Origin of the sequence: Leptotrichia sp. oral taxon 221, from assembly GCF_018128245.1 — a bacterium.
In the GTDB taxonomy this organism is placed as follows: domain Bacteria; phylum Fusobacteriota; class Fusobacteriia; order Fusobacteriales; family Leptotrichiaceae; genus JABCPH02.
Window position 1 is genome coordinate 2,009,314 of record NZ_CP072378.1, and the last position, 21,990, is coordinate 2,031,303.

The 21,990-nt window shown below is 29.7% G+C and carries 22 protein-coding genes and 1 riboswitch; of the genes, 6 read left to right on the plus strand and 16 right to left on the minus strand.

What is annotated here, in order from left to right:
- Positions 1-24: 24 nt before the first annotated feature.
- The 7 genes from glf to J4863_RS09105 form a co-directional block, all read right to left on the minus strand.
- The gene (glf, locus tag J4863_RS09075; protein WP_211618401.1) at positions 25-1,128 is read right to left on the minus strand and encodes a UDP-galactopyranose mutase; all 1,104 of its coding nucleotides are present in this window, start codon (positions 1,126-1,128) and stop codon (positions 25-27) included.
- Positions 1,129-1,206: 78 nt separating this feature from the next.
- Entirely contained in the window at positions 1,207-1,935 is a 729-nt protein-coding gene (locus J4863_RS09080; protein WP_211618402.1) for an ABC transporter ATP-binding protein, read from the minus strand.
- Between the two features lie 10 nt (positions 1,936-1,945).
- Complete coding sequence (locus tag J4863_RS09085; protein WP_211618403.1) at positions 1,946-2,710, minus strand: ABC transporter permease; 765 nt, start codon at positions 2,708-2,710, stop codon at positions 1,946-1,948.
- Positions 2,694-3,554 (minus strand): DUF4422 domain-containing protein, encoded by an 861-nt coding sequence (locus tag J4863_RS09090; protein ID WP_211618404.1) that lies wholly within the window; start codon positions 3,552-3,554, stop codon positions 2,694-2,696. The genes J4863_RS09085 and J4863_RS09090 overlap by 17 nt, the downstream gene beginning before the upstream one ends.
- A gap of 3 nt (positions 3,555-3,557) precedes the next feature.
- Positions 3,558-4,457 carry a glycosyltransferase family 2 protein gene (locus tag J4863_RS09095; protein ID WP_211618405.1) on the minus strand — a complete coding sequence of 300 codons (900 nt, stop codon included), beginning with the start codon at positions 4,455-4,457 and terminating at the stop codon, positions 3,558-3,560.
- A gap of 19 nt (positions 4,458-4,476) precedes the next feature.
- Positions 4,477-5,340 (minus strand): glucose-1-phosphate thymidylyltransferase RfbA, encoded by an 864-nt coding sequence (rfbA, locus tag J4863_RS09100; RefSeq protein ID WP_211618406.1) that lies wholly within the window; start codon positions 5,338-5,340, stop codon positions 4,477-4,479.
- A gap of 417 nt (positions 5,341-5,757) precedes the next feature.
- The gene (locus tag J4863_RS09105) at positions 5,758-6,318 is read right to left on the minus strand and encodes a D-glycero-beta-D-manno-heptose 1,7-bisphosphate 7-phosphatase (protein WP_211618407.1); all 561 of its coding nucleotides are present in this window, start codon (positions 6,316-6,318) and stop codon (positions 5,758-5,760) included.
- A 257-nt stretch (positions 6,319-6,575) separates the two neighbouring features.
- Between J4863_RS09105 and J4863_RS09110 the strand changes: the two genes are divergently transcribed.
- The 5 genes from J4863_RS09110 (at position 6,576) to J4863_RS09130 (ending at position 9,978) form a co-directional block, all read left to right on the plus strand.
- Positions 6,576-7,250 carry an ATP-binding cassette domain-containing protein gene (locus tag J4863_RS09110; RefSeq protein ID WP_211618408.1) on the plus strand — a complete coding sequence of 225 codons (675 nt, stop codon included), beginning with the start codon at positions 6,576-6,578 and terminating at the stop codon, positions 7,248-7,250.
- A 117-nt stretch (positions 7,251-7,367) separates the two neighbouring features.
- Positions 7,368-8,021 (plus strand): methionine ABC transporter permease, encoded by a 654-nt coding sequence (locus tag J4863_RS09115; protein ID WP_211618409.1) that lies wholly within the window; start codon positions 7,368-7,370, stop codon positions 8,019-8,021.
- The gene (locus tag J4863_RS09120; protein ID WP_211618410.1) at positions 8,021-8,797 is read left to right on the plus strand and encodes a MetQ/NlpA family ABC transporter substrate-binding protein; all 777 of its coding nucleotides are present in this window, start codon (positions 8,021-8,023) and stop codon (positions 8,795-8,797) included. The genes J4863_RS09115 and J4863_RS09120 overlap by 1 nt, the downstream gene beginning before the upstream one ends.
- A 129-nt stretch (positions 8,798-8,926) precedes the next feature.
- Positions 8,927-9,664, plus strand: coding sequence for a phosphatase PAP2 family protein (locus J4863_RS09125; RefSeq protein ID WP_211618411.1), 738 nt, complete (start codon positions 8,927-8,929; stop codon positions 9,662-9,664).
- Between the two features lie 101 nt (positions 9,665-9,765).
- Positions 9,766-9,978 (plus strand): hypothetical protein, encoded by a 213-nt coding sequence (locus tag J4863_RS09130; RefSeq protein WP_211618412.1) that lies wholly within the window; start codon positions 9,766-9,768, stop codon positions 9,976-9,978.
- A gap of 83 nt (positions 9,979-10,061) precedes the next feature.
- Here the strand turns inward: J4863_RS09130 and J4863_RS09135 are convergent, their stop codons facing one another.
- The 4 genes from J4863_RS09135 to J4863_RS09150 all read right to left on the minus strand — a co-directional run bounded on the left by J4863_RS09135 (position 10,062) and on the right by J4863_RS09150 (position 14,274).
- Positions 10,062-10,217 (minus strand): hypothetical protein, encoded by a 156-nt coding sequence (locus J4863_RS09135; protein ID WP_211618413.1) that lies wholly within the window; start codon positions 10,215-10,217, stop codon positions 10,062-10,064.
- Positions 10,218-10,306: 89 nt separating this feature from the next.
- On the minus strand, positions 10,307-11,653 hold the full coding sequence (locus J4863_RS09140; protein WP_211618414.1) for a sodium:alanine symporter family protein: 1,347 nt from the start codon (positions 11,651-11,653) through the stop codon (positions 10,307-10,309).
- A gap of 239 nt (positions 11,654-11,892) precedes the next feature.
- Positions 11,893-11,997: riboswitch (glycine riboswitch) on the minus strand.
- 170 nt (positions 11,998-12,167) lie between these two features.
- Positions 12,168-13,568 (minus strand): sensor histidine kinase KdpD, encoded by a 1,401-nt coding sequence (locus J4863_RS09145; protein WP_211618415.1) that lies wholly within the window; start codon positions 13,566-13,568, stop codon positions 12,168-12,170.
- A 1-nt stretch (position 13,569) separates the two neighbouring features.
- Entirely contained in the window at positions 13,570-14,274 is a 705-nt protein-coding gene (locus J4863_RS09150) for a response regulator transcription factor (protein WP_211618416.1), read from the minus strand.
- Between the two features lie 191 nt (positions 14,275-14,465).
- Between J4863_RS09150 and J4863_RS09155 the strand changes: the two genes are divergently transcribed.
- Positions 14,466-14,804: a hypothetical protein gene (locus J4863_RS09155; protein ID WP_211618417.1), complete on the plus strand. Its 339-nt coding sequence runs from the start codon at positions 14,466-14,468 to the stop codon at positions 14,802-14,804.
- A 158-nt stretch (positions 14,805-14,962) separates the two neighbouring features.
- Here J4863_RS09155 and J4863_RS09160 read toward each other — a convergent pair whose 3' ends face one another.
- From J4863_RS09160 to mnmG, 5 genes are all read right to left on the minus strand, one after another.
- On the minus strand, positions 14,963-15,457 hold the full coding sequence (locus J4863_RS09160; RefSeq protein ID WP_211618418.1) for an HRDC domain-containing protein: 495 nt from the start codon (positions 15,455-15,457) through the stop codon (positions 14,963-14,965).
- A 70-nt stretch (positions 15,458-15,527) separates the two neighbouring features.
- On the minus strand, positions 15,528-17,927 hold the full coding sequence (gene pheT, locus J4863_RS09165) for a phenylalanine--tRNA ligase subunit beta (RefSeq protein WP_211619369.1): 2,400 nt from the start codon (positions 17,925-17,927) through the stop codon (positions 15,528-15,530).
- 112 nt (positions 17,928-18,039) lie between these two features.
- Positions 18,040-18,903 carry a YwqG family protein gene (locus J4863_RS09170; RefSeq protein WP_211618419.1) on the minus strand — a complete coding sequence of 288 codons (864 nt, stop codon included), beginning with the start codon at positions 18,901-18,903 and terminating at the stop codon, positions 18,040-18,042.
- Between the two features lie 86 nt (positions 18,904-18,989).
- Positions 18,990-20,009: a phenylalanine--tRNA ligase subunit alpha gene (pheS, locus tag J4863_RS09175; RefSeq protein WP_147002679.1), complete on the minus strand. Its 1,020-nt coding sequence runs from the start codon at positions 20,007-20,009 to the stop codon at positions 18,990-18,992.
- Positions 20,010-20,085: 76 nt separating this feature from the next.
- A complete protein-coding gene (gene mnmG, locus J4863_RS09180) occupies positions 20,086-21,966 on the minus strand; it encodes a tRNA uridine-5-carboxymethylaminomethyl(34) synthesis enzyme MnmG (protein WP_211618420.1) in 1,881 nt (626 codons plus the stop codon).
- Between the last annotated feature and the right edge of the window lie 24 nt (positions 21,967-21,990).

The window sequence follows — 21,990 nt, forward strand, 5'->3', positions numbered from 1 at the left end:
AATCGCATTAACTTTTATTTATTTTTATTTATTAAATTCTTCTTCCACCACTTCCAAAGCAACTTCAAACACATGGTGCATATCATAATATTTATAATTAGCTAATCTTCCACCAAATATTACATTTTTTTCTTGTTTTGCTAATTCTTGATATTTTTTAAATATTTCAGCATTTTTATCGTTATTTACTGGGTAATAAGGTTCATCTCCTTGTTTCCATTCTGCTGGATATTCTCTAGTTATAACCGTTTTTGGTTGTTTTCCAAATTCAAAGTGCTTGTGTTCTATTATTCTTGTATAAGGTACTTCTCTTTCGTTATAATTTACTACTGCATTCCCTTGGTGATTTTCTTCATCTAATGTTTCGTGTTCAAATCTTAAACTTCTATATTCTAAAACACCAAATTTATAATCAAAATATTGATCTATCATACCTGTAAACACTACTTTATCAGCTTTAGACAATAATTCTTCTTTTTTTTCAAAGAAATCAACATTCAATTCTACATCAATTCCTTCTAACAACTTATCAAAGATTACATTATAACCACCTTCAGGAATTCCTTGATACTTATCATTAAAATAATTATTATCATAAGTATATCTTACTGGTAATCTTTTAATAATAAATGCTGGTAATTCTGTTGTACTTCTTCCCCATTGTTTTTCAGTATAACCTTTTATCAATTTTTCATAAATATCTTTTCCTACCAAAGAAATTGCTTGTTCTTCTAAGTTTTTAGGTTCTGTAATTCCAGATTCTTTTATTTGCTCATCAATTTTAGCTTTAGCTTCTGATGGAGTCACAACTCCCCATAATTTATTAAAAGTATTCATATTAAATGGTAAATTGTATATTTCACCTTTATAATTTGCTATTGGTGAATTTATATAATTATTAAATGTACAAAATTGATTTACATAATCCCACACTTTTTTGTTACTTGTATGAAAAATATGTGCTCCATATTTGTGAACATTTATTCCTTCAATATTTTCACAATACATATTTCCACCAACATGATCTCTTTTGTCAATCACTAAAACTTTTTTCCCTCTCTTATTTGCTTCATAAGCAAAAGTTGCTCCAAAAGGCCCTGCTCCTACTACTAAATAATCATATCTCATCTCTACTTAAATTTCGTAGTTGAAAACTACCACTACTACTTTTTCTCCTTTCTTAATTTTTATTTTATTATTTTTTATCTAACTATTTTTATATGCCTCACAAACCTTCTCTGTATCTCCAACCATCTTTAATTTCCCTTTTTCTAGCCAAACAACTCTATCGCATAATTCCTCTACTTGTTCAATCGAATGTGATACAAACAATATACTCGTACCTTTGGACATCATTTCCTTTATTTTTTGTTCACACTTTTCTTGAAAGTGAAAATCTCCTACTGCAAGAATTTCATCAGCTATTAATATATCTGGTCTAACTACTGTTGCTATTGCGAATCCTAACCTTGCATACATTCCTGAAGAAAAATTCTTTAATGGCGTATCCAAAAATTCTCCTAATTCTGAAAATTCCACTATTTCATCAAATTTTTCTTCCATGAATTTTTTATCATATCCTAACACAGCACCATTTAAGAATATATTTTCTCTTGCTGTTAATTCTGGATCAAATCCTGCTCCTAATTCTATTAAAGGTGCCACTTTCCCTGTGACTTCTACACTTCCTATAGTTGGTTCCAGTACTCCCGCTACTACTTTCAATATCGTACTTTTCCCAGAACCATTAAAACCAACTATTCCTAATATTTCTCCCTTTTTTAAAGAAAAAGAAACATCTCTTAACGCCCAAAATTCTTTAAAAAATAGCTGCCGTTTTATTAATTTTATTATGTATTCTTTAAAAGAGTGAATTATTTCTGAACTCATGTTAAACCTCATAGAAACGTTCTTCACTTTTACTATTTCTTCCACTATATTCCTCCTATATATGAAGTATAAATTTCTTTTTATTCATATTAAACGTCACTACTCCAATAAAAAGTGCGATGATAATAATAAATATACAATTTAGATGCTCATCTAATGTCGGCATTTTCCCATAATATACCATATCTCTAAATAAATCAACAAAATAAACCATTGGATTTAAATCTATTAAAAACATATATTCTTTCGGAACTATTTCTTTTGGATAAAATAATGGCGTTAAATAACTTATAGCTGTTAAGAGAACTCCGTATAAATGAAACATATCTCTAAAATAGACAGCTACAGATGCTAATAATAGCCCTACTCCAAGGCAAAAGAAAAGAACATATATCACTGGTATTATTGAAAATAATACTGAGGTTTTTATAGGTGCTTTTGTTATAATTATTACTAAAATCAGTCCTGGTAATGATAATACAAAATTGACACAACTTGACAATACTTTAGCTATTGGGAAAATGTGTTTAGGAACATATACTTTTTTTATTAAAGAGGCATTTTCCAATATTGATCCCATTGCAGTACCAGTTGCTTCTGAATAAAAATTGAATATCAACTGACCTGTCAATAAATATACAGGGAAATTTGCAATTGCAAATTTAAAGAAACTCGAAAACACCATCGCCATAATTAGCATTGTCAAAAAAGGATTTAACATACTCCATAGTATTCCTAGTACAGATCTCCTATATTTTTTCTTTATATCTCTTTTTACTAGCTCTATTAAAAGTGCTCTATATTCAAATATTTCCTTCATTTTTCTCCTTTCTATCTAAATAAAGTATAACTCCTTCTTTTACATTTATATTTTTTTTATCTTTCAAATATTCTATAAATGGTAACATCATTCTTTCAGATAAAAACCCAAAAACTCTCATTTGATAAGGATCTGAAGGAATTTTTATCTTCTTCTCTAATTTAAATAATACATCAAAAATAAATTCAGAATACTCAAAAAAATATTCTTTTTTCATAATAAATACATTTAAAGGATATATTTTATTCCCCTTTTTTATTCTTTTTTTATAATATGGATATATCTCTTCATGATCTTCTTTTATTATTTCCAACAATTTATCTAAATGCTCTACTATATGAGCCTTTTTATACTGTAAATACACACTTTTATTAAAAATCTCTTTTTTTGGTAAAATCACATCATATTTTTGCATTTCACTCGTAATATTTTTAGACAGCCTCTTTATTTTTTGCTCCATTAATTTTTCATCACTAATCTTTATTTGAAATAATTCTCTCATATCAAGCAAATTTATTATTGGTTTTAAATAAAAAAGTCTTGAAAAAATATACAATATCCTCTTTAATCTGTATTCTAATTTATTTTCAAGAGAAATATATCGTCTATAGTGCATCATTCCATAAAAATTAGCATCTATATTTTTCCACATCCAATAAATACCTGTCAATTCACAAAAATTCTTATTTTCCCCTGAAATATTATCTCCCGAAGAATCTTTTAGATACTCCAAATTTTCTTTACTTTCTTTTGAACCAACATGAATTGGAACAATAACATCATCTTTGTAGCTAAAAAATTTTTTATGAAAAGCTACTCCTATAAATCCTTTTTTCTTTAGCATATTTTATCCTTTTATTAATAACACTAATCTTTTTAGTAATTTCATTTGAAAATACTTACTTAACCAAAATCTTTCCAATCTATTTTTGTTTCTATCTGTTACTTCCAAATATTTTTCAATATCATTCAAATCTCTTTTTCTTAAACATTTTATATATTTTTCTTTTATTTCTTCAATCAATTTTCTATCTTCAACATAAAAATACTTTTTACTCATTATATTTTTTATTATACTTCTATTCGCTCCTATTTCATTTCTTTCATGTTGTCTATATTTTACCAAACTTTCATCTATAAAAACTCTTGTTCCTAAAAATTGCGAAAGCAAATGAAAATAACGATCATGCAAAGTGACATTTTTTAAAAACGGAAGACTTTCTTTTATCATTTTTTTATTTACCATAGAAGTTGATCCTTGTACGATATATTCAAAAAAATATATATTTGAATTAGTTTTTTTTGCTATTTTTGAATCAATAAATTCTTCTTTTATTATTTCTAACTTATCATCACAAACTAAAGAATTACAATGTATCAACAATGGTTTTGATAATACTTTTTCATCCAGATCCCTTATTTTTTCAACAAATTTCTCTAATTTATTTTTTAGCCAAAAATCATCTTGATCTGAAAATAAAACAAACTCTTCCTTTGCATTAAAAAGTAATTCTTCAAAATTTTTTAAAAACCCTAAATTCCCTTTATCATCTCTCAAAATCTTTATTCGCTCATCTTTTTTTTCATATTTATTCAAAATTGTTACTGTTTCATCTTTTGATCCATCATCTCTTATTATTAATTCCCAATTTTTATATGTTTGATTAATAATTGAATCTAATTGTTCGCTTATATATTTTTCTCCATTATAAGAAGCTAAAAGTATACATAACTTAGGATTTTCCAAAATTAAAACCTCCTAGATATTATTTTAACAAATCCATCAAATATTTTCCATAATCTGTTTTAAGCATAGTATCTGCTATTTGTCTTAATTGAATTTCATTTATCCATTTCTTTCTATAAGCTATTTCTTCTATACATGCAATATAATAACCTTGTCTATTCTGTACAGTCTCTACATAATTAGCCGCTTGTAACAAAGATTCATGAGTTCCTGTATCAAGCCAGGTTATTCCTCTTCCAAGTTGTTTTACATTCAACTTACCTTCTTTTAAGTATTCCTCATTTATTGTAGTAATTTCTAACTCTCCTCTTGCTGAAGGTTTTATTGATTTAGATTTTTTAACTACAGTATTATCATAGAAATACAATCCTGGTATTGCATAATTTGATTTAGGATTTTCTGGCTTTTCTTCTAATGAAATTGCTTTTCCATTCTTATCAAATTCTACTACTCCATATGCTCTTGGATCTTTTACAGGATATCCGAATACAACTGCTCCTTCTTTTAATTTTGCAGTCTCTTCTAATAATCCAGAAAAACCTGCTCCATAAAACACATTGTCTCCTAAAATTAAGCAAACATTGTCATCTCCTATAAATTCTTCACCAAGTATAAAGGCTTCTGCTAATCCATTTGGATATTTCTGTACCTTGTATTTCAACTTTATTCCCAATTGACTTCCATCACCTAACAATTCTTCAAACACTGGCAAATCTCTAGGAGTTGAAATAAGTAATATTTCTCTTATATTTGCTAACATCAATACCGATAAAGGATAATAAATCATAGGCTTATCATATATCGGCATAATTTGTTTTGAAATAGCTTTTGTTAAAGGATACAGCCTTGTTCCGCTTCCTCCTGCTAAAATAATTCCCTTCATAAAAACTCCTCTTAAGATTGAAAATGTTTTTAACCTCTACAAATAAATCTTTACTGATAACCAACACAATATTGAAATCATCAATATTTTTATATCCTATATATAGCACATGTAATTTCTTTATTTTTAATTATAATCTTAAACAATAACAAATTCAATACATTAAATATTATCAATATAATTATACCACTTTTTATTTCTTTTTTCAAATTTAAGATTTTTATGCTTTTGCCCCTTTTTATACTTTTTTCTTATCTTTTTTCAATAAAAAATTCAATTTTTTTTAAAAATAATATTTTTAAAAAATGGCTAAAATTGTACTTTCTTATGGTTATCTTAGTTAATATTTTTTAAAATTATATTATTAAAAATAAAATATCTTTGAAATCAACTATATATTTTCTTAATATATCATTTTTATTTATTTCTTAATTTTTTTGCAAAACCTAAAATATTTTTGCATATTTCTGATTTTAAATCATTTTCCTTCAATTTTTCAATATTTTTCAATCCATATCCTGTTTCCACTAAAACTGTTTTAAATCCCAATTTATCAGCTGGTATCAGATCTGTCACTCTATCTCCAATCATATACGATTTTTCCACATCAATATTGAATTCCTTGATTGCTTTTAAAAAGTTCCCAGTATTCGGCTTTCGATATTCGCAATCCAGCTTGTATTTTCCAATTCCATCTGGATGATGTGGACAAAAATATGTTTTTTCTATCTTAATCCCATTTTTTAATAAATCTTTTTCAATAAAGTTCTGTAATTTAAAATAGTCATCCTCGCTATAATAACCTCTTGCAATCCCAGCTTGATTAGTTATTATTGCAAATTTATACCCCAAATCTCTCAATATTTTTAATCCTTCCAAGACTCCTGTTTCATACTCAAATTCATCGATTTTATATAAATATGACTTTTCAACATTAATTACGCCATCTCTATCCAATAGTATAAACTTATTCTTCATAAAAACCTCTCTAAAAAATCAAAATTCCCCTACGGGTTTTGGTATCTTGTGTTATTAATTATAACAAAAAAGGCTGGAAGTTTCTAGCCTTTATGCCAAATTTTATTTAAAATATTTAGTATCAAAATTTTTATAATTTTTAATTTTTTCTTTTTCCAATAAAAATTAAATTTTATAACTATTTCAATTTTATAATTGCTCTATTTTGTGATATAATATCTCTATCTTCTAAAAGTAAAATTTAAAAAGGAGTTTTTATGATAAATATTAATAATTTGAAAAAACGGCTGAATAGTTTTGATTTGGAAGTTGATTTGCACATAGAAAAAGGGGAGATTTTTGGGATAATTGGGAAATCTGGGAGTGGTAAGTCGACTTTATTGAGAATTATTCAAGGAATTGAAAAAGCTGATGCTGGGGAGATTTTTTTGGAAGAAAATACTGAAAGTTCTTATATTTTTCAAGAATTTAATTTGCTGTATAACAAAAATGTATTTGACAACGTTGCTTTGCCACTTATTTTGAAAAGGAAAAAGATTGATAGGAAGAAAATTGAGAAGACGCTTGATTTTGTTGGACTACTTGATAAGAAAAATTTTTTTATCTCGGAATTAAGTGGTGGAGAAAAACAGCGGGTTGCGATTGCTCGAGCTTTGGTTACAAATCCAAATTTGCTTTTATGCGACGAGGTTACAGCTTCTTTGGATAAGTTTATTCAAAAAGAGATTCTCGAATTATTTTTGAAAATTAATCGTGATTACGGGACTACAATTATTTTAGTTACTCATGAGCTTGATGTTGCTAAAAAGTTATGTAACCGTGTTTCTGTCATTGAGAAAGGGAAAATTTTGGATACTTTTGATGTGGTGAAAGATGATATCATCAACCATAAAAGTGAATATCTAGAATTTGTCAAAGAATTTTTGGGATAATTTTTTAGATTATTTTCTTTAAAAAAATAAATTTTATTGGAATTTTTTTAGTACTCTGTATTATTTTGAGTACTTTAAGCACCATTTTATACTAAATGAAAGGAGTTTTTTGAAACAATGAATTGGGAAATTTTAAATGCGTTGAAAGATACTTTAATTATGATTTTGATTCCTACTTTATTTGCTATTTTTTTTGGAATTCCTCTTGGTTCGTTGCTTTTTTTAACGAATAAAGGGAGCATCAAGGAAAATATGCGGATTTATATTCCTGCAAATATTTATGTTAATGTTGTGAGGAGTTTTCCATTTCTAATATTGGTTGTTGTATTAATGCCTGTTGCAAGATTGATTTTTGGGACGGCTTTTGGATTGATTCCTGCGAGCTTTCCAATATGTGTTGTAGCAGTTGCACTTTATGCAAGATTTGTAGAACAGTCTTTTTATGATGTGGATAAGGGGATTCTTGATGTGGCTCTTTCAATGAAAGCTACGTCATTTCAAATAGTTTGGCATTTTTTAATTGTCGAAGCAAGAAGTAGCTTAGTTCTTGGACTAACCTCGTCTATTATTAGTTTTATTTCATATTCGACAGTTATGGGGGTTGTTGGAGGTGGTGGAATTGGCGATTATGCAATGAGATACGGTTACAATGAGTACAATTATGCTCTTGTATTCAAAATGGTTGCAATTATGATAATTATTGTCTTTTCCATTCAAATATTAGGCAATTACATTGCAAAAAAATTAGATAAAAGAAGGAGAAATTACTAATGTTAAAAAAATTATTTTTATTCGTTGGGCTAACAATTTTAGCCTTGAGTTGTGGAAAAAAAGAAACTATTAAGGTAGCTGCAGCTGGATATCCGATGGAGGAAATCGTAAAAATTGCGTCTGAAGATTTAAAGAAAGAAGGTTATGACACTAAAATTACGCTTTTGACAGATTATGTCACTGCAAATGTTGGATTAGCTAATAAGGATTTTGATGCTAATTTCCATCAACATGTTCCTTTTATGGAAATTTTTAATAAGAAAAACAATGCTCATCTTGTGAAAGTTGCTGCAATTTATGATGTTTATGTTGGTTTTTATTCAAAAAAATATAAAAGCAAAAATGAAATTCCAAACGGTGCAAAAGTTGTTGTACCAAATGACCCAACAAATCAAGATAGAGCCTTGAGAATACTTGAAAAACAAGGATTAATCAAACTTAAACAAAAAAATGGATTATACAACTTAAAAGATGTGGATAATTCTATTAAAAACTTAAAAATTACAGCTTTGCCTATTCCTTCTCTTGTACAAGCATACAAAGAAGCTGACCTTGTATTCAACTGGCCTTCTCATATGCTAAAAATTGGAATTACGCCAAAAGATGCTCTTTTCTTAGAAGAAGGAACTAAAGGACGATATGCTATTGTTCTAGCTTCTAGAGAAGACAACAAAAACGACAAAAAAATACAAGCACTAGCAAAAGCAATGACTTCAGAAAAAGTAAAAAAATTCTTGAAAGAAAAATATTCAAAAGAAGGTTATCCTGTATTTTAATATTTAAGAAGAAAAAAATAAGGTTTGAAAGTAGCGATTAATTTCTAATAAAAATTTATTGACAATGTAAAAAATCAAGGTATACTTCTATTACGAATAATATAAAATATAGAAAAGGATGGAATGTAAATGAAAAAATTATTACTAGGTATTTTTTTAATTGCTGCTTTTGCATCATTTGCAACTGAAAATGATGTAACAACAAAACCAAATTTGTATTATCTAAAAAGCTCTGAAGTTGTAGATAGCTACAAATTATTACCACCTCCACCTGCAGTAGATAGCATTGGATTTTTAAACGACAAAGCTATGTACGAAAAAGGTAAACTACAAAGAAATACTCCTAGAGGAAAAGTTGCATATGATGATGCAAAACTTGAAGGAACTGGACTTCCAAACGCTTTCTCAGAAGCATTCGGATACACTATTTCACCAAAAACAACACCAGAAATTTATAAATTAGTTACAAATCTTATTGAAGATGCTGGAGATTTAGCTACAAGATCTGCTAAAAAGACTTATATGAGAACTCGTCCATTTGCGTATTTCAAGGAATCTACATGTCGTCCAGAAGATGAAAAAACATTGTCTACAAATGGTTCTTATCCTTCAGGACATACATCTATTGGATGGGCAACTGCTTTAGTTTTAGCTGAAGTTAACCCTGCTAGACAACAAGAAATTATCCAAAGAGGATTCGATTTAGGACAAAGCCGTGTAATTTGTGGATATCACTGGCAAAGTGATGTTGATGCAGCTCGTATAGTTGCAAGTGCTGTTGTTGCTACATTACACACAAACCCTAATTTTAACGCTCAATTAGCAAAAGCAAAAGCTGAATTTGCAAAATTAAATATTTCAAAATAAATAAAAGATTTTATTTTTTGTCATAATTTTGACATAACTAAATGTTATTATATCTCTGTTGATAAAAAACAACAAAAATAGAAAAACGGAGATGATATAATATGAAAAATACAATGAAAAAATTAATTTTAGCTTTAGGAATTTTAGGAGTTTCAGCTACATCATTTGCAGCTACTAGAAAACAACCACCTAGACCAAAAAGAAACATCGTAAAACATGAAAATAAAAAACCTACGAAAAGAACAGCACCTAAAGCTCCAAAAAAAGTTATAACTAAAAAAAATCGTGACATAAAACATGAACCAAGAAGATAAATTATTATAAAAACCCTTGAGAATATTGATTCTCGAGGGTTTCCTTTTTCTTTAATGATATTGAAGACTACGCAATTAATTAATTATCTTCCACCACAAACTGTTGCTGATCTATTATTTGCACAATAATTTCCATAATATGCTCCTGCTCCTGCTGCACCAGCTGCTGTGGCTAACAAGCATGAATTTAAGCTCAGAAGTGATAATATCATTAATATTAAAAATCTTACTTTTCTCATTTTTTCACTCTCTTTTCATCTCATAAATATAACTTAAATTGCAAAAATATTTTTTGCTTAATTATTTTAACATATCGAGATTAAAGTTTCTAGTCTAACATCTTATATTTTTTTGATACATTCACAACTCGATTACTCAATAACAACAATGCAATTAGATTTGGAATTACCATAAATCCATTAAACATATCAGCCATTTCCCAAACTAAATTAACTTTTTGCATTGAACCAATTACGATACATACCATTACTAAAACTCTATAAATTAAAATTGCTTTTTTTCCGAATAAATATTTAATATTTGCTTCTCCAAAGAAATACCATCCGATAATTGTTGAAAATGCAAAGAAAAACAATGCTGCTGCAATAAATATTCCTCCAAAATTTCCTAACGCTCCTTCAAACGCTTTTTGTGTCAATGAAATTCCTGTAAAGTTTGATAAATCTTTTTGTGTTGTCAAAATTACAAGAGCTGATAATGTTAAAATTACAAAAGTATCGATAAATACTGTTACTATTGCAACGTGACCTTGTTCTTCAGGATTTTTTACTTTTGCTACGGCATGTGCGTGCGGTGTTGACCCCATTCCTGCTTCATTTGAGAACAATCCTCTTGCAACTCCATATCTTACAGCTTTTTTTACACCTTGTCCTAAAAAACCACCTAAAATCGCTTGAGTCGAAAATGCATTAACAAAAATTGCTTCAAACGCTTTTAAAATATTCATATAATTAATTCCGATAACAATTACAGAAGTTAAAATGTATAAAAATGCCATGATCGGTACTATTTTTTCTGTAACTGCTGCAATTCTTTTTACTCCTCCAAAAAATACAAATCCTGCTAAAACTGCTACCGCTACTCCAGTTATTACACGTGGAACATGGAATGAATTTTGGAATGCTTCACCAATTGAGTTAGATTGAACTGCATTTCCCATAAATCCTAATGCCAAAATACATGAAATTGAGAAAAATATTGCCAATCCTTTTGCAAATTTATTTCCATTGAATAATTTTTCGATATAGTAAGATGGACCTCCTGTTACTTCTCCCTCTACTTTTCTTTTAAATAATTGACTTAAAACAGCTTCTGAATAAATTGTTGCCATTCCAAAAAATGCACTTAGCCACATCCAAAATATTGCTCCTGGACCTCCAGAAATTACTGCTGTGGCCGCTCCTGCTAAATTCCCAGTTCCTACTTGAGCTGCAATCGCTGTTGCCAAAGCCTGAAACGATGACATTCCGTCTTCTCCAGCTTCTTCTCCATTCATATTAAACCCTTTAGTTAAATGCTGTACACCTTTTTTAAACTCTCTAACTTGGATAAATCTTAATCTAATCGTATAAAATAATCCTGTTCCTAATAGCAAAATGATTAAGATACTTCCCCAAAAAACTTCATTGATTTGTGAAATAATCGATTCTAACATTTCTTCTCCTTTGTAATTTGATTTTTAGCCTTCTATTTTTGTAATTAGCTAATTTCTGTATTTTTATATTTTTTAATTTCTCGGAATGTTTATTTGGATTTGATTGAATTCTCTTTATTCCTGAATTTCTTTTAGTTTTATGCTAAATTTTTAATGATTCTTTTGAAAAGAATTTATTTCTTTAAATAAAAAAGGTCTTTAAAAATTAAGACCTCTGCAATAAAGAAATTCACGAAAAATGTAATTTCTCTGTCCTTTTACCTGAGAGTTTAGGTTTACTAAAATTTAGTAAACTTTGCTCCTTCGGTGTTCCTTTGCTACGGAATCTCTCCAGAGGTTCGTCCAATATGAGTCCTTTTACCTGAAAGAGTCACTTCTTCGGTGTTTTGCTATATTGCAAAATCTCTTCTCATATTTTCATCCGATTAATATTAATGAACTATTGTACTAACAAAAATATATTTTTTGCTACTTTCATAATTCTTTGAAATTGTATCACTTTATTTTATAAAAGTCAATAGGAAAAAAGATTTTTAGGAACATACAAATTAACCTTAAATCCCCCATATTCACTATGTTTCATCTCAACTTGTCCATTATGGACATCCATAATTTGTTTTACAATAAGAAGCCCTAAACCGTGCTGCTGTTCTGTCGTATTTTTGTCACAAACCATATAATGTGGCGTATTATTGAGCTTTTCTAGCTCTTCATCAGAAACTCCTATTCCATTATCTTCAACACAAATTATACAATTTTTTTCATCTTCTTTTACTGAAACATAAATTGTGCAACCATTTTCATTGTGATTAATACTATTTTGAATTAAATTCGCCAAAGCTCGTTTTATCAGATTTTTGTCAACATTAACAAAGCAGGATACAAATTCATTTTTCGTCTTCCATTCTATCGGAAATTTCTCGTCAATATCCATATTCAAAAAATCAACAATTACTTGCCGAATGACTGCAACTGCATTTTCTTTTTTCTTCTCAAAAGGCTGCATATTGTATTCTAATTTTGAAGCAAGATTCAAATCATTTATTAGATTTTTTATACGCTCACTTTGTTTCAAAATAACAGAAAGTTTTTTTGCCATTTCTTCTGATAAATCTGAAGATGTTTTTAATTGACTTGCATAGCCCATTATCATTGACAATGGAGTACGAATGTCGTGGGAAACTCCTGCAATCCAGTTTGCTCGTGCCGTGTCTTTATTTCGCAGTTGTTCTCTTTGATTTTGCAAAATTTCAGAAGTTTTATTTATACTTTTTGCAAGTTCAGATAAAACGCCTTTTTCATCTATGTTTACTGGATTATCTTTTGGCAAATCCTGTATACCTTTTATTATTGGATTTACTGATTTTAAAAGTTTTGAATTTGAAAAAATGTAAATCAAAAATACAAAGAATATATTGGATAGTAAAAATATAAGAAAAAAATTAGGAACATTTTGAATTAAACGATAGTTCCAGGTAGCTGTGGAATATTTCCAGTAACTGTCTTTTGGATATCCTAATACAAGTAAATCATTTCTAATTTTTGTTGTAAAAACTGGATAGCCTTTTATGTAAGCGTGTGAAAATAGCGCTATATCGAATACCGAATATTCTTTTGGAATCTCACCTGGCAAGTTTTCTGTTTGCCATATCACTTTTTTAGAATCATTTCCAATCACAATTGCCCAAATATTTTGCTTTTTCAAATTGGAAATTTCTTTATCTGGCAAAAAATATTTTCTGTCTTTAAATTTTATCATTTTCGCTATTTCAAAAGTTTTATCTGAAGGAGAATCATCTGTCGAATATTTGAAAAATATAAATTCAAACAAAAAAATATTTAAAAATAGAAGCAAAAATATGCTTAATATTATTGTTATTACAAAACGGCGTATAAGTTTTAATATATTTTTCATGCTATTTTCCCTCCACGATTAATTTATAACCTAATCCTTTCATTGTTATGAGAGAAACTGGATGTGACGGCTCTTTCTCAATTTTTTCTCTAATCCGTCTAATATGTGTCATCAAAGAATTTGAGTAAACATAAGCATTTTCGCCCCAAATAGCTTCGCATAGCGAATCAATCGTTACAATTCGTCCAGCATCTCTGTATAAGGTTTTTAATAGTTCATATTCCTTTGCAGTTAAGGAAATTTTTTCCCCATCCTTTACAATTTCTCCCCGTGAAAAATCAATCTGACAGCCATTTAAGTTCACAATAAAATTCTCTTCCTTGTAAGTCCGTCGCAAAATTGCCGTAATCCTAAACAAAAGTTCTTTTGGCAAAAAAGGTTTTACAATATAATCGTCCGCTCCCAATCCAAATCCTTTAAACTTGTCTTCATCCTCCCCTCGTGCTGTTAAAAATAAAATCGGATAATTGCTGTCCTTTCTCAACTTTTCAAGCAACTCAAAACCATTCCCATCTGGAAGCATCACATCCAATATCACAAAATCAGGTTTCTTTTCTTCAACACATTTTAAAGCCTCTTTCACATTTCTAGCAGTCCTTGTATTTTCATAACCTCCATCTTCCAAAATCGACACAACCATATTCAAAATTTCCTGCTCATCATCCACAATTAAAATACATTTATCTCTCAAATATTTTTCAACCATTTCCAACTTCCTCCAATTATCACTAAAATTCATAAATCATTATATCACAAAAATCACTCCCAACTTCCCAAATTTCCAAAAAGTAAGGTAAATGTAAAGTAGCAAAAATGTTGCCGTAAGGTTGATGTGGTAACATATGAATATAGAAAAGGAAGAAACAAAATAAAAAAAATAATGAGAGGATGATTTCTATGAACAATGAAGTAATCAAAAAAACAACTGAAAAAAGAGTTTTTCTTTCAGACAAGGAACAACATCAAAAAATTAGTAAAATTGCATTAATTATGAGTTTAATCCCAATTTTAAGCCAATTTATTGCATTTTTTAAAGTGCATTATACAGTGTCACATATATTTGCTATTGTAAATATTTTATGTATTTTATGCTCTTTCGTTCTATCTATTTTATGTATCAAAAATCGAGAAAATCGAAATTTGATGAATATTTTTTCAATGATATTAAGTGGACTTTTTATGGTAATCATAGTTATAATTGCTTTTGCGGTTGTGGTTTATGCAGTAAAAGGATAGAAAATTGATATTAAATCAAAAAGAGACTTTGTTCAATTAATAAACAGAGTCTCTTTTATGCTATATTTGATAATCTTTTTATTGGGTTTCTTATTAGTCTTATACTACTTTTTTATAAAAATTCAATACAGTACAAATACATTTTTTATTTTCCGCATTCAACTTTTCATATCATAAAAATTCTCCAAAATCAGCAAAAGCTCCTCCCCGTAATCTCTAACTTTCCGTTTCCCCATTCCCCTTATTTGCGAAAGTTCTTCAACAGTTTTAGGATTTGCCTTTATTATGTCAACTAAAAGCTGATTTGAAGCAACGATGTAAGGTGGATATCCCAGCATTTGTGCTTCTCCAGCTCTCCATTCCTTCAAAATCTTATACAGTTCAGCTTCTTCCTCTGATAGATATTCTTCATGATTTTTGTTAACCTCTTTAATATATTTTCCATTTTGCAAAAAATTATTTTTCTCTAAATTTTTATCTATATTCTCCGCCTTTTCATATTCAACAAAAGCCGTCCAGTAATATTTCCCCTCAATTTTCACTAGCTCAGCCTGATACTTTACAATCTGGACATTTCCTAATATCCTTTCCAGCTTCCCTTGCTCAAATTCTTCTTTCCTCTCATTAAATGGCAAAGTTACAATTTTTAACACCTCAATTTCCCCCTTTTTGTTTCATTTTTTTAATCCGATACTTAGCAATCTTAAAATTGAATTCTATCTTCTACTTTCTCAAAACCGCTCCATAATCTTTCTCAACTTTAGCCACGATTTTATTTGAAATATCAACAATTTCCTTTTCTTCAAGTGTTTTGTTTTTATCTCTCAAGATTACACTAATTGCCACACTCTTCATTCCTGGCAACACTCCTGCACCTTGATAAATATCAAATAATTCCACTTTTTCAATCTTTTTATCAACTTTTTGAATAGTTTTTAAAACATCTCCAACTAAAATATCTTCTCTCATAACGAACGCAAAATCTCTTGGAACAGCTGGATATTTTACAATTCCTTGATATTTAATTTTCTTACCAATATATTTTTGAATCAAGTCAATGTTAAATTCTCCAACTAAAACTGATGTTTTTCCTAAATCAAAGTTTTCCAATACGTCTGGATGAATTTCCCCAAAGCTTCCAATCAATTCACGACCAACAAATACGTCAACTGAACGACCTGGATGGTATTGGCTTTGTTCAGAACGTTTTATCATATAATTATTGAATTTTAATTGTGTGAAAATTTCTTCCACAATTCCTTTTAAGTCATAAAAATCATAAGGAACTGGTTTTGGATTCCACAATGTCTTATTATTTTCTCCAGCCAAAATTATTCCCAATTTTACTTCTTCCTTCGCCAATTCTTCCGCTTTCACAAAAGTTCTACTAACTTCAAAAAATCTAATATTTGTAGCATTTCTATTCATATTTTCTTTAGCATTTTTTAACAAGCTATAAAGCAATGTTGGACGCAATGTTACAAAATCTTCTGTAATTGGTCTCAATAAATCAATTAAATTTTCTCTTTCAACGCTTGTGTATTTAATTTTTTCCATCGCATCTTTTGGTACAAAACTGTAATTAATAACTTCTTTAAGCCCAGCATTTGCCGCAATCAATTTCACTTGTGTAGAAAGTTTTGTTGTATCAATAACTGGTTTTTCACTAATATCCAATTTTGGTAAAATATTTTCAATATTATCAAAACCATACATTCTAATAACTTCTTCAAAATAATCTTGCTCATTTTCCAAGTCGTCACGGTAAGTAGGTGCAGTCAATGTCAATGTTTCCCCATTATCTACAACCTCGATTTCAAGTCTAGTCAATATCCCAATAACTGTTTCACGTGGAATATTTTTCCCAACAAAACGGTTCAATCTCTCAAAGTTTAATGTAGCTGTTTTTTTCTTGTATGGAACAGGATAATTGTCAACTACTCCTTCTAAAATTTCTCCACCTGCCACTTCTTGAATGATGTTTGCAAGTCTATTTATTACATTAATTGCATTTTCTTCATCGACTCTTCTTTCAAATCTGTATGAAGATTCACTAAATAATGTCAATCTTCTTGAAGTTTTTCTAACATTTTGTGAATTGAAGTTTGCCACTTCCAACAAAATATTTTTTGTATTTTCAGTAATTTCTGAATTTTGTCCACCCATTACTCCACCAAGTGCAACGGCTTTCACACCATCAGAAATCACGATATCATCGCTATTCAATTCTCTTTCTTGCTCATCAAGCGTAACTAATTTTTCATTTTCATGTCCCGCTCTCACAACAATTTTTCCACCTTCAATTTTATCCAGATCAAAAGTATGATTTGGTTGATTCAATTCCATCATTATGAAATTTGAAGCATCTACAATGTTGTTAATACTTCTAATTCCAATAGATTCCACTCTTTCTTTTAACCATTTTGGACTTTCTTTAACTGTAACATTTTTAATTATTCTAGCCACATATCTTTTCGCCAAATTACTGTCTTCAATTTCAACCGAAATATTATCAGCCGTTTTTTCAGAACTTTCTGAATTTATCACAAAACTTGGATATTTAACCTCTTTATTGTAATAGGCTCCTAATTCTCTTGCAATCCCAATATGCGATAAACAATCAGGACGATTCGGAGTGATTTCCAATTCAAAAACTGTATCGTTAATTCCTAAATACTCTTTCATAGGCACTCCAACAGGCGTATCTTCAGGCAAAATCATAATTCCATCCGAATCTTTCCCAATATTTAATTCTTCTTCAGAACATAACATTCCGTTCGATTCTACACCTCTAATTTTACCTTTTTTAATAACAAAATCTGGAGCTAATTTTGCTCCAACTTGTGCCAACACAACTTTGTCTCCAGCCTTATGATTAGGCGCTCCACACACGATTTGCAAAATTTCTTTTCCATTATCAACTTTACAAATTGTCAAGTGGTCAGAATCAGGGTGCATTTCTTTTTCAATAATTTGTGCCGTTACAACATTTTCTAAATTCTCCCCTAAAACCTCGATTTTTTCTACTTCCTGACCAATCATAGTCAAGGCATTTTCCATTTCATTTATTTCTATTCCATCTAAATCTATATATTGCTTTAACCAGTTTAACGAAATTAGCATTCTATTTTTGTATGACAAACCTATAAATTCTCAATTTATAGATTATCACACTCTCCTTTCTTTAATTTATAAATTACGTCTTTTCCACAATAATGTGGATAACTTTTTTTATTTAATAACAATCCCAATTGTAGAGAATTTCTGTAAAGTCTTTGTTTTTCAACTTTTCACGATTTATGAAAAAATTTAATACTCCAGCATCTCCAATGCAAACTTTCCATTTTTTCGTATTTTCATCATATTCACTGTCCAATTGAAATAGTACCGTATCATATTTTTTATATTTTTCTTCAAATTCTCTCGGATCACTCTGTGTAAAAAATGCAAATCCATCACATTGTGAATGAGGTTCTTCTGAATATTCCATTTCAATATTCAATATTTTACGATAAAGCCAATCTTCTTGATGTCTCTCCAACTTTTTCTCTTTACAAAGTTTATCAAACACACTATAAATTGCCTCTTCAAATCTTTCCTTCTCTGTTCGTAGCTCAAACTCTATTTTATAACTTTCATTATTGTTTGTAAGAAAACTTTCCTCATAATTATGCGGTTTATAAATGTTTTCAAGCTCTTTTTCATCATAAAATTCTTTAATCTCATCGTAATAAATCACACGAAAAGTATCTTGAACTGTCGGACTATCAAAATCAAGTCCAAACATAGCATCATCGTCATCAAATACAAAAAACTGTAAAATTCCCTTTTGGGGAAAATCCTTAAGTCCCTTCAAATCCTCGCAATTAATCTGTGCAATCATCAGCATTTCTTCACCATTAGGTGCTTTTGGAAATTCTGCTCCTTTTGGAAGATATGGCAATCCCACAATTTTACTGTCTGTTATTTTCAACTCATCTTCTACCAGCTTTATTTTTGCAAAAGTTTTAGTTGGTGAATTTTTTTCATAATCTTCACGAATTTCTTCGTAAAATTTTTGCACATACTCATCATCAATTTTGATTTCTTTATCATCCATTTTTAACACTCCAATTGATTTTTTCTATTCTACATTCAAATAAATTTTCCATCAAAAATTTTAGCTAAAAATACTATTATAAACTATTAGAACTGATCCAAAAATCTCTCATCATTTTCAAAAAATGCTCTTAAGTCATCAATTCCATATTTTAACATCGTAATTCTTTCAAGTCCCAATCCAAATGCAAATCCTTGATATTTTTGTGGGTCAATTCCAACACCTGAAAGCACTTTTGGATTTACCATTCCACTTCCAAGAATTTCAAGCCATCCTGTCCCTTTACAAACTCTACATCCTTCACCTTTACAAACTCCACATTCTACGTCCATTTCTGCAGAAGGTTCTGTAAATGGGAAAAAGTGTGGTCTAAATCTTACTCTTCTGTCTTCTCCAAATATTTTCTTTACAATATTTTCCAAAATCGCTTTAAAATTAGCAAAAGAAACATTTTCTCCAACCATAAGTCCTTCCATTTGGTGAAACATTGGTGTATGCGATACATCGTAGTCTGGACGGTAAACTTTTCCAATCGAAATCATTCTAAATGGTGGTTTTCTGTCTTCCATGTATCTAATTTGCATTCCAGAAGTTTGCGTTCTCAATACAACTTCATTTTCTTTAATATAGAATGTATCAGTAATTTCCCTCGATGGATGTGTTTTTGGAATATTTAATGCATCAAAATTATATTTTACATACTCAACTTCAGGTCCATCAACAATGTCAAATCCCATAGAAGAAACAATATCTTTAATTTCCATAACTGTTTTAGTAAGTGGATGAAGCGATCCAACATTAGCTTTTCTTCCCGGCAAAGTCACATCTATTGTTTCATTTTTCAATCTTTCCTGTTTAGCAATTTCCTTCAAGCCAGTTGTAGTTTCATCAAATTTCGCCAACAACACATTTTTTATTTCATTCGTAGTTTTTCCAAACTCAGCTCTTTTCTCAGCAGCAATATTTCCCATTTCCTTCATTATCGCCGTAAATTCCCCTTTTTTCCCTAGGATTTTTACTCTCAATTCATTCAATTCCTCAAGATTTCCAACTTTATCAAGTTTTTCTAACACTTCTTCTCTCAAGTGTGCTAATTTTTCTAACATTTTTCCTCCTATTTATTTTACTTTCTTTATCTAATAAAAACTTTATCAAATCTAAATCATTTTATTATAACACAAATTATTTTAATAAAGCAATTAACAACGCAATATCGTTATAAGTCACTCCACTTATTCTGCTCGCTTGACCTATTGTTCTTGGCTTTCCATAAACAAGTCCCGAAATAGCGATATTACTCAATCCTTGTACTTTTTCATAATCAAAATCTTCTGGAATAATCATTTCTTCCAATTTTTTAAATTTCTCAATTTGTGCTTTTTCACGCTCAATAAAAACCCTATATTTTGCTTCAATTTCAACTTGCTCTTTCGCCAACGAATCTAATTCAACCGTTTCCACAAATTCCGACAAATTATCATAGTTTATCTCTTTTCTCGCCAAAAATTCAAATGCCGAAACTGGATTATTCGCCCCCGTTTTCACAAATTCCTCATTATTTTTCTCTGCATACTCTTTCCCAAGCAAAAATAATTTCTCATTTGTTTCCTTCGTTGGATAAACCGTAATTCCCTTCAATCTCTCAATCTCTTTATCCATTTCTTTTTTCGCATTTTCAAGCTCATTCAATTTCTCTTCACTCAAAAGCCCAATTTCTTTAGCTTTATCGAATAATCTAATAAAAATATTGTCTTGTCTTAATGTTAATCTGTACTCCGCTCTTGAAGGCAACACTCTATAAGGCTCTGGCGTCTTTTTATTAATAATATCATCAATCAAAACTCCAATGTAACCTTCACTTCTATCAATCACAATTTGCTCTTTCCCTAATATTTTTCTAGCAGCATTCACACCTGCGATAAATCCTTGACAAGCCGCTTCCTCATATCCACTTGTTCCATTAATCGTACCAGCCGTATAAATTCCTTTAATCACTTTAGATTCCAAAGTCAAATTTAATTGATGAGCAGGAATAAAATTATATTCTATCGCATATCCATGTCTCACAATCTTTGCATTTTCAAGTCCAGTTATCGTTTTTAACATCGCTTCCTGTGCAAATGGCGGCATCGCAGTCGTAAACCCGTTAATATACACTTCATCCGATTCAACTGATTCTTGCTCCAAGAAAATTTGATGATTTGTCTTTTCAGGAAAATTCATTATTTTTCTGTCAAGCGACGGACAATGTCGAGGACCTTTTGTACTAACAATCCCAGTAACAATCGGTGAATATTGCAACATCTCCTTACCAACTCTTATCGTTTCTTCAGTCGTAAATGTCAACCAAGTCGGCAATGTCTGATTATACTCTTTTTTCGTTTCATATGAAAAATATCTAGGATTTTTTTCACCTTTTAATTCCTCCATTTTTGAGAAATCTATTGAATTTTTAGCAATTCTCGGAGGTGTTGCTGTTTGGTATCTATCTATCTCAAATCCCAATTCTTCTAATCTATCCGATAATTTGTCACTTGCTGGTTCTCCTTGACGTCCTGCCGAATATTTCACATCCCCAATTATATACTGCCCTTTCAAAAAAGTTCCAGTACACAAAATAACCGCTTTTGCTCCGTATTTTACTCCTAAATTATCTTCTATCCCTTTTATCTCACCATTTTCCACGATTAAATCGCTCACAATTCCTTGAACAATTTCTAAATTTTCTTGATGCTCAACGATTTCTCTCATTTTAATTCTATACCAATATTTATCAGCCTGTGCCCTAGTTATTCTCGACGCCAGACCTTTCGTATGATTCAAATTCTTCAATTGCAAGTTATATCTGTCAATATGCCTAGCCATTTCTCCGCCTAACATTCCCAATTCTGAAACCAAATGGCTTTTCCCTGGTCCTCCAACTGAAGGATTACAAGACATCATTGCAATACTATCTAAATATATCGTAAACAACGCTGTTTTCAAGCCTTGACGAGCTGAAGCTAAAGCTGCCTCTACTCCTGCATGTCCTCCTCCAACTACTATCACATCATAATTTTTCATTTTTTCTATTTTTCCTCACTTTCT

Coding starts and splice junctions, on each gene's coding strand:
- J4863_RS09105 (WP_211618407.1), bottom strand. CDS start 6,318: ATGAAGAATAAGTTTATACTATTGGATAGAGATGGCGTAATTAATGTT.
- J4863_RS09155 (WP_211618417.1), top strand. CDS start 14,466: ATGAACAATGAAGTAATCAAAAAAACAACTGAAAAAAGAGTTTTTCTT.
- J4863_RS09150 (WP_211618416.1), bottom strand. CDS start 14,274: ATGGTTGAAAAATATTTGAGAGATAAATGTATTTTAATTGTGGATGAT.
- J4863_RS09145 (WP_211618415.1), bottom strand. CDS start 13,568: ATGAAAAATATATTAAAACTTATACGCCGTTTTGTAATAACAATAATA.
- J4863_RS09130 (WP_211618412.1), top strand. CDS start 9,766: ATGAAAAATACAATGAAAAAATTAATTTTAGCTTTAGGAATTTTAGGA.
- glf (WP_211618401.1), bottom strand. CDS start 1,128: ATGAGATATGATTATTTAGTAGTAGGAGCAGGGCCTTTTGGAGCAACT.
- rfbA (WP_211618406.1), bottom strand. CDS start 5,340: ATGAAGGGAATTATTTTAGCAGGAGGAAGCGGAACAAGGCTGTATCCT.
- pheT (WP_211619369.1), bottom strand. CDS start 17,927: ATGCTAATTTCGTTAAACTGGTTAAAGCAATATATAGATTTAGATGGA.
- J4863_RS09085 (WP_211618403.1), bottom strand. CDS start 2,710: ATGAAGGAAATATTTGAATATAGAGCACTTTTAATAGAGCTAGTAAAA.
- J4863_RS09120 (WP_211618410.1), top strand. CDS start 8,021: ATGTTAAAAAAATTATTTTTATTCGTTGGGCTAACAATTTTAGCCTTG.
- J4863_RS09140 (WP_211618414.1), bottom strand. CDS start 11,653: ATGTTAGAATCGATTATTTCACAAATCAATGAAGTTTTTTGGGGAAGT.
- J4863_RS09170 (WP_211618419.1), bottom strand. CDS start 18,903: ATGGATGATAAAGAAATCAAAATTGATGATGAGTATGTGCAAAAATTT.
- J4863_RS09125 (WP_211618411.1), top strand. CDS start 8,927: ATGAAAAAATTATTACTAGGTATTTTTTTAATTGCTGCTTTTGCATCA.
- J4863_RS09115 (WP_211618409.1), top strand. CDS start 7,368: ATGAATTGGGAAATTTTAAATGCGTTGAAAGATACTTTAATTATGATT.
- J4863_RS09135 (WP_211618413.1), bottom strand. CDS start 10,217: ATGAGAAAAGTAAGATTTTTAATATTAATGATATTATCACTTCTGAGC.
- J4863_RS09110 (WP_211618408.1), top strand. CDS start 6,576: ATGATAAATATTAATAATTTGAAAAAACGGCTGAATAGTTTTGATTTG.
- mnmG (WP_211618420.1), bottom strand. CDS start 21,966: ATGAAAAATTATGATGTGATAGTAGTTGGAGGAGGACATGCAGGAGTA.
- J4863_RS09090 (WP_211618404.1), bottom strand. CDS start 3,554: ATGCTAAAGAAAAAAGGATTTATAGGAGTAGCTTTTCATAAAAAATTT.
- pheS (WP_147002679.1), bottom strand. CDS start 20,009: ATGTTAGAAAAATTAGCACACTTGAGAGAAGAAGTGTTAGAAAAACTT.